This is a genomic window from Gottfriedia sp. S16(2024) (assembly GCF_050473765.1).
Lineage (GTDB): Bacteria > Bacillota > Bacilli > Bacillales > Bacillaceae_G > Gottfriedia.
Map to the genome: position 1 here is coordinate 517,934 of NZ_JBFLUO010000001.1, position 14,638 is coordinate 532,571.

Below are 14,638 nucleotides of genomic sequence, written 5' to 3' on the forward strand. Positions count from 1 at the left end.
TTCATTGCGTTGATAAATTAGGCATAACTATCTGAGACAAATTAGTAACTAGTAAAAAAGTATTGAATGAACAACAGAATAATTATACAATTCTTTACATAATCAAACAAAAATTCTATATAACAATAAGGAGAATCTAAGATGAAGCATTTAGAGACACAAATAGATGAATTAGCAGATCAATATTTTACTAGATTAATAGAGATACGTAGACATTTACATATGTATCCTGAATTAAGTAATCAAGAATTTCAAACAACGAATTTTATCAATCAAGAATTAGAAAAAGCTAATATCAAAAAAATACAGTTGAATAGTCAAACAGGAACTGCAGCCGAAATAAGTGGTAATCCAGGGCCGATTGTTGCACTCCGAGCTGATATTGATGCACTTCCAATTCAAGAAGAATCTGACTTACTATTTCGTTCAGCTGTAGATGGAATCGCTCATATGTGTGGACATGATGTTCATACTACTATTACACTCGGAGTTGGATTAATTTTACAGGAATTAAAACCCCTGATTCCCGGTACAGTTCGACTAATCTTTCAACCTGCTGAGGAATCTGAAGGAGGCGCCGAGGAAATGATTGCTGAAGGCTTACTTAACGATGTAAAAGCAATTATTGGTCTTCACAATATGCCGGATCTCCCAGTTGGTACGGTTGGGATTAAAGAAGGCTTCCTAATGGCAAGTGTTGATGATTTTGAAATTACGATTAAAGGAAAAGGCGGTCATGCAGCACTTCCTGAAAAAGCAATTGATCCGATTGTAATTGGCAGCGCAGTTGTCAACCTACTACAAACTCTAGTTAGCAGAACAATTTCTCCAAAAGAATCTGCTGTCATAACTGTTGGATCGTTTCAGTCTGGGAATACAAATAATGTGATCCCGGAATTTGCAGTTTTAAAAGGCACAGTTCGAACTTCAAATGAAACAATTCGAAAGCAAATTCAAGAAAACTTTCAAACACTAGTTCAAAACCTTGTACATTCACTTGGTGGAGAAGTAGAAATAGATTATCAAGTATTACTGCCACCAGTATTTAACCATTCGAAGGTTACTTCAGTAGTACGTGAAGCTGCAATCTCAATAGTCGGAGTAGAAAATGTTGTGACTGCAGAATCGACAATGGGCGGAGAAGATTTTTCATTCTATCAACAAAAAGTCCCTGGTTCTTATATATGGTTAGGCTCTGGCATTAAAGGAAAAGATATAACGTATGGATGGCATCACCCAAAATTTATGGTCGATGAAGACTCAATAAAAATTGGTGTAAAACTAATGGCCCGATCAGTATTAAAACTATTAACGGATACAACTCTTGATAAATAATAGACAAAAAGTGAACTCATTGATTAAACAATGTTTTCACTTTTTTTATTTTTAATATATTAGCTAAATTGATTAAAAAAGCTTTGAGTTAGGACCCAATTTACCCACTACCTTTTCCAACACTTCCTGCTAATATTTTAGGACACTTCTTAATATAATTACCTTGTAGAGTTTATAGGGGGGATTTTATGCCGGATTTTGTACAAACTGCCAATTTTGAGCATTCATTTTGGTTGCATGTGTTAAGAGATCATTCTCAATTTATATTAGATGCTTTACCGTCTAAACAAGAGGAAGAAATTAAGATTGCAAAACAATTTTACGTAATTTTTAATAATTTATTTACTAGTGTAAATAACAATGAAAATATGAACGAAATTACAATTCAAGCTGAAAAAAGTGCTTTAGCACTACGCGATTTTAAACTTTCACTGCTAACGAAACATATTACAGACGCTAATTTTATGATTCACTTAACACCTACATTTTTAAACCATATGGTTAATGAATTGGAAGAATATTTATTAGTACTAACCTACTTAAAACAAAATCAAACCCCACCGATCTTCAATGAACTTCATCATCATTTATTATGGGTGCTAGATGCGGCAGGTCACGCAGATGCCATTTATACTAATCTCGATGGTACAGAAAACATGCTAAGAAAGAAAAGTCACGAATTTACAAAGCATTTTGAACACTTCTATCTGAAAGCAGTAGAACTTACCGGATATTTACGTACTAAACTAAGTACATTTCCTGCATTAAAAAGAATGAATCAAGACGTTAAATTAGAAATCCAGCTATTTCAAATATTTCTAAAAGAAATTGAAGAATTAGATATTTCAAGCCAAATGTTGAGTAACTTTTCCGCTTTAATGGCAGATCATATGTACAGAGAAGAAATGTATTTCTTAAAAAAATTAGAAGAATCTTCATCCATAAATAATTAATTTTATAAAAATTAAAGCACTCTATTTAACACGCAAGAATGTGTGAAATAGAGTGCTCTTTTACTTTAAATTATTGTTTTATTGAAATCCAGTTATTTTTAATTACTTTTATGACTGCATTTAAGCGATCCGGAACGTCTAATTTCATTAAAATATTGGCAACGTGATTTTTGACCGTTTTATTCGAAATAAATAATTCCTTACCAATTTGGATATTCGAAAATCCCTTTACTAAAAGGTGAAGTATTTCGTATTCTCTATTTGTAAGTAACTCTTTTATATATGAATCATTGGGCGGCATAAAATGGATTGAATTATCCTTGAGAAACTTGTATTCTTTTATCAATTCATTTGTAAAGCGATTATCTACCATGAATTGTCCACCTTGTACTAGCTTAACAGTATTCACTAAATATGCCTCGTCAACATCTGTTAAACAAATACCTTTTACTCCTACATTCAATAAACGATCTATTTCATAAAAGTCTAAAGAGTTTTTAATGGTAATTATTTTCGAAGAATCATCATGTAACATAATACTTTTTGCATACTTTACCATTTCTTCTCCTGAAACTTGTGTTATAAGAATTGAATGACTTACTTCCTGGAAAGAAAAACTATCTTCTAAATTAATTTTAATAGCATTTATTTGATTAAATTCTAATATTGTACGAATACCCGCAACGAAAAGCGAATTTTCAACAAAAATAACAGTATTATTATTTCTTGGATGATTTTGAACTAATTTTGCTAACATTACTGCCACCTCCAATTTGCAATTTTTTTATAGCAACATTTGTATTGTACATATTTGAATTGATTAAATAAATTAAATATTTTTGAAATTAAAGTTAAGTACTTCTTAAACAAAAGATTATTGTTATTAAAATTTAAACTAAATCGTTAAAATAAAGGTTTCAAAAACTTACGGTCTTATATTATGATATCTATGTACACATATTTTTTTATTACTATAATTTTCTCCAGGAAAAATTTTACTTTGCAACGTTTCAACTTCTTGCTTTTTTAGTAAAAAACGATTAATGAACAAAATACAAGAATTATTTTAATAATATAAATTTAACTATGTACAAGATTTTCCAATAAAAAAGGTGTATTATTAAACTGTTTTCTTATCTTAACTGTTCCTTCATACCATATCCACAATATAATTTTATTAGCTCCTCTAAAATAATGAAATTACTAAATTTTGACCATCTATGTCCACTATCTTTTAAGTTTTTATGTTCTTAAGTTACTACATGTATTAGAATTTTTTATTATTAGGAGATTACTATGAATTTCGAACAATTAGAGTATATTGTTTATGTAGCAAGTGAAAAATCAATATCTAAAGCTGCCGAAAAGTTATATATCTCTACATCAGCTATAAGCCAGTCTATTTCACAACTAGAAAGAGAATTAAATATAACAATATTTAATCGTTCAAGGATAGGCACTACACCTACACCTGAAGGAAATATTGTAATATTGAAAGCAATAAATATATTATCGAATATTAAGCAGTTAAATGAGGAACTTTTTAACTTAAATATAAAAAAAGAAAAACAGTTAAAGATCGTTGCAGCAACAGCATTTTTTGATATTTTTCAAGAAGCAGTGACAAACTTCAATTTAGAAAATCCTCAAATCTCAATTGACGTTGAAGAAATGCTTCAAGAACAGCTACTAAAAAGTTTTAATCCAGATCGTTATGATGTTGGTTTCCTACCAATAGAGAAAGAAGAATTAGATAAATATCCAAAATTGGGTAAAAAGTTAATCAGTAGAGCAAGAGTAGGTATTGTAGTTGGAAAGAATTCTAAATTATTCAATTATGAATATGTAACACCTGCAGATTTAAATAATGAGAAAATAGTAATATTAAAAAATACAAAAAATGGCATAGTAAAAAAGTTTTCAAAATGTATTACTAATCATGTGATCTTAACGACAAATAATCCTAGACTACTATTAAACGTCGTTAAGGAAAGTGCTGGTTTTTCTTTTATTCATGAGTTTACAGTAAAAAACTACCCAACGTTTCGTAATGATGAACTCAAGGTAATACCGATTACTTATACTGACGAAACGAATTACATATATCAAGATATATGGGCTATTTATTCGCAGGAACATGGATTATCAAGTTCATCTAGTGAGATGATTAAACACATATTATTTCAGTTAAATAAATAATGAAAAGGAATAGGAACAATCTCTATAAGGCTTTCTATTCCTTTTTCATATTATTCATAAGTAACAAATGCAATCCGAACAAATATAATTTATAATAAATAAAAAGTTTTTATGATTTCTTTAGGAGGTGATCTATTATGACAAGTACTGTTAGTTTGTCAGATAAATCAGCATCCCATGCAAAGCCTAGATTTAGAAAGGCGATACTTTGCATGGGTAGGTTTTACTAATCGCCCAAGTAAGCAGTTCTGATTCAACGGCTTTGCACCTTATTTACTAAATAAGAATAAGGGGCTGGCAAAGATGGCATATATAAAAGCAACTGCTATTTTACCTGAAAAGTTATTATTGGAAATACAAAAGTACGTACAGGGAGAAACACTTTATATTCCAAAATCTGAAAAAGTTCACAAAAAATGGGGCTCACGTTCAGGTACAAGGAAGCTAATTGACAGCCGAAATAAAGCGATCAAAGAAGCATTTAAAAATGGTCAATCAATCGAGCAATTAGCAAAAGAATATTTTCTCTCAATCGAAACGATAAAAAAAATTGTATATACTAAATAAATAAAAAAAACACTGATATCTTCATCAGTGTTTTTTTATGGCAACTTTGTTTCTTACATAAACTCAACATATATAAATCCACTATTTTGATGTAAATTAAAGATGTTAAGTTATAAATCGAACTTTCCTCTCAAATTAGGAGTGATATACAATGAAACCTTTTATTCGAACGGAACAATATAATTTTATTAAACATCAACTTCAAGTCTTAACAAATGGACATTCCACAGTAAATGATAAAGCTGTTTTAAATGCATTACATTCACTAGTTAACGACAAAATACTAAGTTTATTTCCTGACCTTACTGAAGATCAGCATACACTCTTCAGTCCAATTAGCACAATTAAAAATTCCGATCAAGCGGATGTTTTACTGAGCCGACTAAAGCCTTATATAATACCTTTTAAAGAAGTATCAGAACAATCCATCAAAAAGCTATTTCCTAAAGCAAAAAAATTAAAGCTTCCTTTATTACAAAATATTGATTTAGTTGAGACAACATATATTGGATGGGATGATTTAGGCTCTAATTCAAAGTTTATTGTCACATATTTAAATGACAAACTAATTGGCTTACAAGGTACTTTTAATCCTATGAAAAAAAGAGGCAACTGCACAATATGTAATAAATACGGAGACTTAGGGTTATTCATGACAAAAACAAAAGGAAAAATTGAAGGTACTTTTACACAAAGAGGAAATTACATTTGCAAGGATAGCCAAGTATGCAATCAAAATATTATGTCGCTAGATAAACTGCATGATTTTATTATGTTAGTTAAACAGTGAACACTAAAAATCGCTTAGATCCATAAACCTAAGCGATTTTTCTATTATTTTTCATTTATTCTACGTTTGTATCTGTTGATTTCTTTTTAGAGAGAAACCAGCCACCTAAAGCGATTAAAAGCATGACTGACCAGAAAATCGTATTCCAGATTGGTCCTTCAACGAAATGATGTGAAATAATGTGTAGAGAAGGATGTGCCAAAGTATGCATTAATAGTTTAACCCCTACCCAACCTACTAAAAGCATTGCTGCTGTTTCTAGACTTGGTCGTGTTGTCAGCAATTTAACAAAAATACCTGCCGCAAAACGAATGACGATTAAACCTGCAATTGCTCCAATTACAATGATTATAAATTTAGCTCCATCCATGCCACCTATATTACCCATTTTTGAATTAGGTAGATCGATTACTAGCGCTACTGCTGCTAAAATAGAATCAATCGCAAATGCTATATCTGCTAATGATATTTGAGCAACTGTCATACCAAAGCTTTTTCCCTTTTTTCCTTTATCACCATCATGCTTTTTAAATAAATGCTTTAATGCTATGAAGATTAAATACGCCGCTCCAATTGCTTGAACCTGCCATACATTAAAAAGAAATGAAATAATAAAAATGGCACCGATTCGAAAAATAAAAGCTAAAAGTAAACCAATATTTATTGCTTTCTTTTGTTGTTCCTCTGGTAAATGTTTTGCCATAACAGCAAGCACTAGTGCATTATCGGCCGATAATAAACCCTCTAATAAAATTAGAATAATTAGTACCCACCCGTACTCTAGTAATAAAGATAGCTCCATGTTTTCCCCCTATTTAATTTACTTTTAACCTTTTTTTAACCACTTTTTAATTATATTCTGTTTTTTATAAATTTCTTATCCAAATTTTTGAATATTCTAGTACAATTTTCACCATTTGTACTTTTATCACACTCAAGATAGTTGACTTAGTCAACTATCTTAGTTTATATTATTAGTAATCTAAAATTTCAGAATATTGAAGGGTGATAAAAATATGAATTATGTTGAAAAAATACGCAAATTTAACAGACATTATGCTAATGTATTGGGAAAAATTGATCAAGAAATCTATAATCACCCTTTTCCATTAACCGAAGCCAGAATCATTACAGAAATCAATGAAAACCACAGATGTACTGCCACAGATATTATTGAAAAACTCGGCATTGATCGTGGTTATTTAAGTCGCATTATTCAACGATTCGAAGACGACAACATCATTACAAAAATCAAATCTCCTGAAGATAAACGTCAATATACTCTTCATTTAACGGTAAAAGGAAACGAAATTTACAATAAATTAGTTAAAGATGCGAATATCGGAGTAGAAAGTATGATTCAAAGCCTTTCTACCCCTGAAGTAAAAGAGCTAGTAAAATCAATGGAAACAATTGAATCAATTTTCTCATTAAATCAGACACCTATTCCTGAAATTTCAATTCGACCATTTAAACCTGGCGATGTAGGTTATGTCGCTTATATTCATGGAAAGATTTATAGTACGACCTACCAATTTGGACATATATTTGAATATTATGTAATGAAAGGGTTAAGTGAATTTTTAATGAATTCTAACGGAGGAGAACTTTGGGTCGCAGAAGTAAATGGAGAAATCGTCGGATCAATTGCTATAACGAAGGCAAATGAGTCAGTAGCACAGCTTAGATGGTTTGTATTAGATGAAAAATACCAAGGATTAGGTATCGGTAAAAAGCTAATCGAAACAGCGCTCAACTTTTGTAAAGAAAATGAATTCGAACATGTATTTTTATGGACTGTAAGCACATTAGAGACCGCACGTTATCTTTACAAAAAATATAACTTTACTTTAACTGAAGAGAAACCTAACTTCGAATGGACTGGATCTGAGTTAATTGAGGAAAGATGGGATTTAGTGCTTTCATAAAAAAATAAGTCCTCTTTTAATTTATAGGATAGCTTATAGATTTTTAAGACGGAGAAAATAATGAAATACAAATTGATAAAGATTATAAAAATATTTCCAATCATTGCAGCGGTCATAACGGTAATATCTCTAGCTGGATATTTTACACTAGATTATTTATTTGGAGATATGTGCGGAAATGAAATAACCCATAAAGAAGTATCTCCTAAAGGCGATAAAGTGGCTTATATTTTCCAAAGAGATTGCGGTGCTACAACTGGATATTCGTATCATTTATCTATACTTGGATCAGATCGGAAGTTACCGAATAAATCAGGAAATACATTTGTGTCAGACGATACATTTCTAATAAATTGGATCAACATGTAGACGGGACGAAAATTATATATAGAGGAGAATAAACAACGCTAGTTTTTCAAAAAAAAGAGCATCGGTTTTGATGCTCTTTCAGACTGTTGACAAACGCTCGCTTTCTTCGTTACTTCGCCTGTCTGCGGTGCTCATTACCGTGTAAAGGTAACTCCGCTCCTCACCAGGCTTCGCGCCTCGAAAGACAAGCGCTTGCAATCAGTCTGAAAATCAAGCTTTTAGTACTTTGTCTACACATAACCTAAATAACTTTTAGTAATATACGGATAAACGATTTTCCCTTTTAGATTGTACTTATAAAATAAATTTGTAAGTGCAGTTCTATATGGCTCAAATTCTTTTTCCCCACGTAACGGAGAAAAAGAAGAAGATAAGTTTCTACCTAAAAATCCTTCTAAATCCATTTCCAAATCATTTCTATAAACCATCGTTTCATAAATCCCGTTTTTAAAAAATTGGTTAGTAACATCTGGCGTGTCTTCTATTCCACCGCTAAACCCTTTAAACTTAGGACAAGTTTCTTTGCAAATCTCCTGCAGTTCAATCATTAAGGGACTTAATAAATCTTTACTATTCCAAACTAGAGATACTTTTGACTTCTCTTTTAAGATCCGTTTGCATTCTAACCGGAATTTTTCTTTATCAAACCAATGAAATGCTTGCGCTACTGTTATTAAATCAACACTATTAATTTTTAGAGAAGTATTTTCAGCTGTTGCATTAATTGACTTATATTGATCATATATCTTCAAAGTCTTCTCAGCGATCCCTCGCATATCATTATTTGGCTCAATTGCTAAAACATTTAACTTTTTTTCAAGTAAAAGTTTCGTTAAAATACCCGTACCCGAGCCAATGTCTGCAATAACACTCCCCTCACTTAAATGATTTTCTGAGAGTAAATAATTGATATATTCATTCGGATAACTGGGGCGAAACATCGAATATAGATCTGCTTTACCAGTAAAATTTTCAATCAATACAAAACACCTTCTTATTAAAAATGTTTTTTGTGTTAAATTTGATGAGCATGAAGTCTAGCAAAAATCCCATCTTCCTGTGATAGCAATTCTGTATGAGTACCATCTTCAGCAATTCCTTCTTCAGTGATTACTAAAATTCGATCTGCTTTTTTAATTGTGCCTAATCGATGAGCAATAACTAATGTTGTTCGATCTTTTGATAAATCATTTAATGCCTCTTGAATAATTGCTTCTGTCTCTGTATCTAATGCCGAAGTAGCTTCATCTAATATTAGGATTGGTGGATTTTTCAAAAACATTCTAGCAATTGCTAATCGTTGTTTTTGTCCCCCAGAAAGCTTTAATCCTCTTTCTCCAATTTGAGTTTCATAACCATCAGGTAATGAAGCAATTAAGTCAGTTAAGTGGGCTTTTCTAGCTGCTTCTTCTATTTCTTCATCTGTTGCATTTAACTTACCGTAAGCTATATTTTCTTTTAATGTACCTGTAAATAAAAAGACATCCTGTTGTACGATTCCGATATTTGATCGCAATGATTCTTTCGTCATGTTTCGAATATCAATTCCATCAATTGTAATCGCACCGTTTAAAACATCATAAAACCTTGGAATTAATGAACAAATTGTAGTTTTCCCAGCTCCTGAAGGACCTACAAAGGCAATTGTTTTACCAGCCTCAATAGAGAAGGAAAGATCATTTAATATTCTACGTTTGTTTTCATAACCAAATGAAACATTTTTGAACTTAATATCCCCTATTAAATTAACTACTTCAATTGCATCAGGAGTATCTACAATGTCTGGCTCATTATCAATTAATTCAGTAAAACGTTTAAAGCCCGCCATACCCTTAGGATATAGTTCTAATAAAGCACTAATCTTATCAATTGGTTTAAATAAAATGTTTAAATATAAAATAAACGCTACTAATTCTCCATACGATAAAATTTTCGTAAAACTTAACCAAGCTCCAAAAACTAGAATAACAAGTGTCATTAATCGAGTAGATACATAGATTCCTAATAAATTCATGCTCATAACTTTATAAGCTTTTAGTTTTGTTTTACGGAAGTATTGGTTATTTTTATTAAATCGTTTCATTTCATATTGTTCGTTAGTAAAAGATTGAACTACCCTTACACCTGAAACACTATCTTCAACTTGTGCATTTACATTCGCAATATTTCCATACATTTTACTCCATGATTTATTCATTTTCATGTTTGAGTATGAAATCAACCAAACTAAAAATGGAACAATTATAATTGCTACTAATGCAAGCTTCACATTAATTGCTAGCATAATCCAAAATGCACCGATGAAGGTCATAATTGCAATAAATAAATCCTCTGGACCATGGTGTGCTAATTCACCAATATCCATTAAATCATTTGTAATCCGGCTCATTATATGACCAGTCTTCGTATTATCAAAGAAACGAAAAGATTGCCGTTGAACATGATTAAATAACTCACGACGCATATCAGTCTCAATATTAATACCAAGTTTATGGCCCCAATAATTCACAACAAATTGCATACCAGAACTTACTAAATAAAGTACTAAAAGTCCGATACTGATCGAGATAATTTTACTCCAGTTCCCTTCCGGCAGCAGTTTATCAATAAACCAAGACACTGCTAAAGGAAATCCAAGCTCCATTAACCCTACTAATATTGCACAGAAAAAGTCTATATAAAATAACTTTTTGTGCGGGCGATAATAACTAAAAAAGCGTTTAATCAAAATTCGGCACCTCTATTCTATTGATTAATCTAGTTCGTTAGATGTTAATACCTTACCATATGTGTTTTAAGTGTGCTATCATTTCAGAATTTTCCAATATAAGTTTAGTAGGAGATCCAAAACAAGATTTACGAGGAAGAAATACTTTTTTGTGAACTTAATTATGTTTTAGAGACTGCTATTAATATAGATAATTTTATTCATTCGCATAAATGGAATTCTATTTTTATTTATAAGAAAAAGTAGACATAAAAAAACTACTCGTTTAAGAGTAGTCATTACTTGTCTACATTCAAGATTTACTTAATGTATATCAATTTGAACTAGTAATCATAATTCATTAATTAAAACCAACTTTTATGATGAATAAATCATATCAGTTAAAATTGTGATTTTACTATAAGAGGCTATTCTACAATATAGAGGTTTCGTAGAAATTGAGAAATCCTTATCGAGTTAATGATTGGATATTCTAAAAAAGAAGAAATAACAGAAGAAGAGAAAACAATGATCAGCACTATTTAAGAACTGAAAAAAGCTAAATAAAATATTTCGTTCAATTAAGGCTAAACTTGTTCAGTTCAACTTGTCTATTTAATTAAAAATTTAATTTATTCTCCGTTGATATTAATTTCAAATTTTCAAGTTCCAAAGGACTTTCTAGATTATGAAGTAACTTCTTAAGAAATTGATTGGATATTTTTAGATAGTGATAAGCAGTAGTGATCTCATTTTTCTCTTCATAATATGCTATTATCATATCGAAATATTTTATCCCATTATTTAACACTACATTCTGTTCTCCCCTTGGAGGCACATGCTTTATTAAATATTTAACAAGCTTCTTTTTATTCCTAGTGGCTTCTAGATACAATATTTTAAGCTTAATATAATTTGAAGATTTATCGTCTTGAAAGTAATCCAATTCTGGTTTTAATAGTTCTAACGCCTTTTCATGTTGGTTATATTGGATAAGCATGTCTGCAATCGTTGAGATAGTCAAATAATAGGAATGTGTATATTTCTGCTTAAATTTAAGAGATTGAGAGAAAAAATCAAGTGCTGTTTCAACATTCCCCTGTCTTTGATGCAAATAGCCTAAATTATGCAGAGCCATTGCTTTCATGGTTATATCCTGTAGTAAATCAGCATCGCTTAAGATTAAATCAAGCATTTGTTCCGCTCTATTAAATTCACCAATGTAAATTAAATTAACAGCCATTATGATTTTGATATGCATAATCCGTAAGATGTTGTTCTTATCTTGAAAAACTGCTAATGCTTTATTTGCATAATCAATGGATAAAGAATACTGAAACATATGACCATGTGTTGTCGATCTATAGTAATAATAATCAGTAATTCTTTCACTATATTGTTCTGCTTGTTCTTCCAACTTGTTTAGAATATTGAGCGCTTGTGCGTATTTTTGTGTTCGGCCGTAATAAATGGCTTTGAGAAACCTCCATACAAATAGCTCATATGAAGAATACTTTGGTACATCCTTTTTCATTTTCAACGACTCTTCTTCAAATTCCGAATATCGATCCAAGTATAATAAATAACGAAGCATGTATAATTCATACAAATAGATGATCTCTATACATTGGACAAATTCTTTATGCTCCATTAGCTCGTCATATAATGTTGCTGCTTTTTCTTTATGAAGACGTTCCATTGCATCATAAAACAAATCAAGTTTCTGCTTTAAAAGTTGCGTTTTTTTAGTTTCTTCCTCCATTGAGATTTCCAATCTCTCGCATAGCTTTTGCAACGTTTTTATATTCGCTTCTTTGGAATTGTTTTCGATTTTACTCAAGTGAGTAGCAGAACAAATTCCATGGCAGAGTTGTTCCTGAGTCATATGTTGCTTCTTGCGATGATAATAAATGATTTTCCCGATAGACATAAAGCAACTCCCCTTTTTTAATCCAAATACAATCTAATAACATTATATATGTCATAATCTATATAAACATATATGATGTTTTATTTTTCAACCAAGGCATTTTATTTGAATTCAATATGCTATTTGTTTAATGCTTATAGAACGATTAAAAAAAAAAGAAAAACCCTAACCAAACTCTAACCATTTTTAGTGGTTAGAGTTTTATTTTTAATTTTTTTTTAATAAAAAAAGTATGATAATCTTCCTTTTTTCAAAAAATTTCCCAAGTTAGAAAACATACAATTTTTAATTATTAATGCTAGTTTATTTTGAGATAAAAACGTATAAAGTACGAAAATTCTACTGTAATTTACAATATTTTTCCCAATTAACAGAATTTTCCCACTTGTATATAATGAAATAACTCCGGAGAACATCGATTAGCTAGTGGAACATAATAATTTTAGAATGATTACCTACTACCGTCTTCGTTTAGATAATCCAAAAAGCAATAATTTCATTTGGGCATACTGCACAAAGAAATAAAATTCCAGTCTTCCAATAGTTGAACCTGATTAAATTAAAAGGAAAATTTGGTAAATTACCTAGTATTTAGATAGGGGGGACAAAAAAAGTGCTTGAAGGAAAAATTATAAAATATTACAGAGAAAGTAAAGGGATGACTCAAAGTGAATTAGGAAATGGCATCTGTTCCAACACTCATTTAAGCAAAATTGAACGAGGCTTAACAGAAGTTTCGAAAGATTTAATAGAATTATTGTCTAAGCGCTTAGGGATTGATTTAAAAGCAGAAATAGAATCATATGCTCAATCGGAGCTACTATTAAAATCATGGCATGAAGCAATTATTTTACGATTTGATTCAAAAGCAAAGCTTCTAAAAGAACAATTGGAGGAGATTCCTCTTTTACATATTCCAAAACTTTATCATCAATACTTACTTATTCTTACTAGATACTATTTATCTTTTGGTGAAGCAGATAAGGCCATTCCTATTATTGCAGAAATAGAAAATCAACTTGATGATTCCCCATATAATACAAATATGTTACTTCATATTAAAGGAATCTTAGAATTACATAAAGGGAACTACAATAATGCCATTGCTATTTTAAAAAGGTTTGACTTATCCCACTATTATAATCCAGAATTTTATTATCATTTGGCTATTGCATATCATTCCATCAATTCTAAAACACTAGCTTATTATTACGCGAATAAGGCACTACAATTTTTTACTGAGGCTCGCAGTTTTTCTAGAATAATTGATTCAGAGATGCTAATGCTTATTCAAGTAGAACAAGATGACTTTTATAATCCTGAAAGTATCTTAAGCTATAAAAGATTAATCGAAATGGCTGAAAATTACGGTTTAGAGCGACAAAGGTCGATGATCATTCATAATTATGCATACTATCTACTTAGAAATGGATATTTTATCGATGCTAGTGAATTATTTAAGAAGGCATTAGAGGGTCGAAATCCTCTCTCGGAAAACTATATCGGGTCATTGGAAGGTTATTTAAATGCATTAAGTCACCAAGTAGAAACACCTCAAGAAACACTCTTTGAGCTTGCTAAAAAAGGGCTGAAACTTGCAAAAAAGAGGAAAGACATAATTTTCATTCACTTCTTCCGCATGCATTTGTATAAACTTCAACATAGGAAAGAAAAATATTTCCACTACTTAGAGGCAAAAGTATATCCTTATTTAACCGAAACTGGATTGTCTTTATTGACAGAGCATTATCAAGTACAACTTTTTGATCATTACATGGAAAAAGGAGATATTGAAAAGGCAAATAAATTTGCTACTCCACTAGTTGACAAGCATAGGAGAGTGAATATGTTCGTTTAATT

General features: G+C 30.6%; 13 protein-coding genes. 8 read left to right on the forward strand and 5 right to left on the reverse strand.

What is annotated here, in order from left to right; genetic code table 11:
• Positions 1-141 precede the first annotated feature (141 nt).
• Both AB1282_RS02665 and AB1282_RS02670 read left to right on the forward strand, forming a co-directional pair.
• Positions 142-1,335 (forward strand): M20 metallopeptidase family protein, encoded by a 1,194-nt coding sequence (locus AB1282_RS02665; RefSeq protein WP_429898371.1) that lies wholly within the window; start codon positions 142-144, stop codon positions 1,333-1,335.
• A gap of 188 nt (positions 1,336-1,523) precedes the next feature.
• On the forward strand, positions 1,524-2,288 hold the full coding sequence (locus AB1282_RS02670; protein ID WP_429898372.1) for a DUF2935 domain-containing protein: 765 nt from the start codon (positions 1,524-1,526) through the stop codon (positions 2,286-2,288).
• 70 nt (positions 2,289-2,358) lie between these two features.
• Here the strand turns inward: AB1282_RS02670 and AB1282_RS02675 are convergent, their stop codons facing one another.
• Entirely contained in the window at positions 2,359-3,045 is a 687-nt protein-coding gene (locus tag AB1282_RS02675; protein ID WP_056468168.1) for a response regulator transcription factor, read from the reverse strand.
• A gap of 539 nt (positions 3,046-3,584) precedes the next feature.
• On the opposite strand from AB1282_RS02675, the gene AB1282_RS02680 reads away from it, so the two are divergent.
• The 3 genes from AB1282_RS02680 to AB1282_RS02690 all read left to right on the forward strand — a co-directional run bounded on the left by AB1282_RS02680 (position 3,585) and on the right by AB1282_RS02690 (position 5,844).
• Positions 3,585-4,487, forward strand: a complete 903-nt coding sequence (locus tag AB1282_RS02680; protein WP_056468165.1) for a LysR family transcriptional regulator — start codon at positions 3,585-3,587, stop codon at positions 4,485-4,487.
• Between the two features lie 303 nt (positions 4,488-4,790).
• Positions 4,791-5,054, forward strand: a complete 264-nt coding sequence (locus AB1282_RS02685; protein ID WP_056468164.1) for a CD3324 family protein — start codon at positions 4,791-4,793, stop codon at positions 5,052-5,054.
• Positions 5,055-5,205: 151 nt separating this feature from the next.
• A complete protein-coding gene (locus AB1282_RS02690) occupies positions 5,206-5,844 on the forward strand; it encodes a FusB/FusC family EF-G-binding protein (RefSeq protein ID WP_429898373.1) in 639 nt (212 codons plus the stop codon).
• A 55-nt stretch (positions 5,845-5,899) separates the two neighbouring features.
• Here AB1282_RS02690 and AB1282_RS02695 read toward each other — a convergent pair whose 3' ends face one another.
• Positions 5,900-6,646 carry a TerC family protein gene (locus tag AB1282_RS02695; protein ID WP_335410526.1) on the reverse strand — a complete coding sequence of 249 codons (747 nt, stop codon included), beginning with the start codon at positions 6,644-6,646 and terminating at the stop codon, positions 5,900-5,902.
• Positions 6,647-6,860: 214 nt separating this feature from the next.
• On the opposite strand from AB1282_RS02695, the gene AB1282_RS02700 reads away from it, so the two are divergent.
• Together AB1282_RS02700 and AB1282_RS02705 are read left to right on the forward strand one after the other, a co-directional pair.
• Positions 6,861-7,772, forward strand: a complete 912-nt coding sequence (locus AB1282_RS02700) for a bifunctional helix-turn-helix transcriptional regulator/GNAT family N-acetyltransferase (protein ID WP_056468155.1) — start codon at positions 6,861-6,863, stop codon at positions 7,770-7,772.
• A 60-nt stretch (positions 7,773-7,832) separates the two neighbouring features.
• A complete protein-coding gene (locus AB1282_RS02705) occupies positions 7,833-8,141 on the forward strand; it encodes a hypothetical protein (protein ID WP_056468151.1) in 309 nt (102 codons plus the stop codon).
• A gap of 230 nt (positions 8,142-8,371) precedes the next feature.
• Here AB1282_RS02705 and AB1282_RS02710 read toward each other — a convergent pair whose 3' ends face one another.
• The 3 genes from AB1282_RS02710 to AB1282_RS02720 all read right to left on the reverse strand — a co-directional run bounded on the left by AB1282_RS02710 (position 8,372) and on the right by AB1282_RS02720 (position 12,778).
• Positions 8,372-9,082: a methyltransferase domain-containing protein gene (locus AB1282_RS02710; protein WP_429901046.1), complete on the reverse strand. Its 711-nt coding sequence runs from the start codon at positions 9,080-9,082 to the stop codon at positions 8,372-8,374.
• 74 nt (positions 9,083-9,156) lie between these two features.
• Complete coding sequence (locus AB1282_RS02715) at positions 9,157-10,869, reverse strand: ABC transporter ATP-binding protein (RefSeq protein WP_429898374.1); 1,713 nt, start codon at positions 10,867-10,869, stop codon at positions 9,157-9,159.
• Between the two features lie 598 nt (positions 10,870-11,467).
• Entirely contained in the window at positions 11,468-12,778 is a 1,311-nt protein-coding gene (locus AB1282_RS02720; RefSeq protein WP_056468145.1) for a helix-turn-helix transcriptional regulator, read from the reverse strand.
• Between the two features lie 613 nt (positions 12,779-13,391).
• Between AB1282_RS02720 and AB1282_RS02725 the strand changes: the two genes are divergently transcribed.
• Positions 13,392-14,636, forward strand: coding sequence for a helix-turn-helix domain-containing protein (locus tag AB1282_RS02725; RefSeq protein ID WP_429898375.1), 1,245 nt, complete (start codon positions 13,392-13,394; stop codon positions 14,634-14,636).
• The last annotated feature ends 2 nt before the right edge of the window (positions 14,637-14,638 follow it).

Coding starts and splice junctions, on each gene's coding strand:
- AB1282_RS02710 (WP_429901046.1), bottom strand. CDS start 9,082: ATGTTTCGCCCCAGTTATCCGAATGAATATATCAATTATTTACTCTCA.
- AB1282_RS02675 (WP_056468168.1), bottom strand. CDS start 3,045: ATGTTAGCAAAATTAGTTCAAAATCATCCAAGAAATAATAATACTGTT.
- AB1282_RS02695 (WP_335410526.1), bottom strand. CDS start 6,646: ATGGAGCTATCTTTATTACTAGAGTACGGGTGGGTACTAATTATTCTA.
- AB1282_RS02690 (WP_429898373.1), top strand. CDS start 5,206: ATGAAACCTTTTATTCGAACGGAACAATATAATTTTATTAAACATCAA.
- AB1282_RS02670 (WP_429898372.1), top strand. CDS start 1,524: ATGCCGGATTTTGTACAAACTGCCAATTTTGAGCATTCATTTTGGTTG.
- AB1282_RS02665 (WP_429898371.1), top strand. CDS start 142: ATGAAGCATTTAGAGACACAAATAGATGAATTAGCAGATCAATATTTT.
- AB1282_RS02705 (WP_056468151.1), top strand. CDS start 7,833: ATGAAATACAAATTGATAAAGATTATAAAAATATTTCCAATCATTGCA.
- AB1282_RS02685 (WP_056468164.1), top strand. CDS start 4,791: ATGGCATATATAAAAGCAACTGCTATTTTACCTGAAAAGTTATTATTG.
- AB1282_RS02680 (WP_056468165.1), top strand. CDS start 3,585: ATGAATTTCGAACAATTAGAGTATATTGTTTATGTAGCAAGTGAAAAA.
- AB1282_RS02720 (WP_056468145.1), bottom strand. CDS start 12,778: ATGTCTATCGGGAAAATCATTTATTATCATCGCAAGAAGCAACATATG.
- AB1282_RS02700 (WP_056468155.1), top strand. CDS start 6,861: ATGAATTATGTTGAAAAAATACGCAAATTTAACAGACATTATGCTAAT.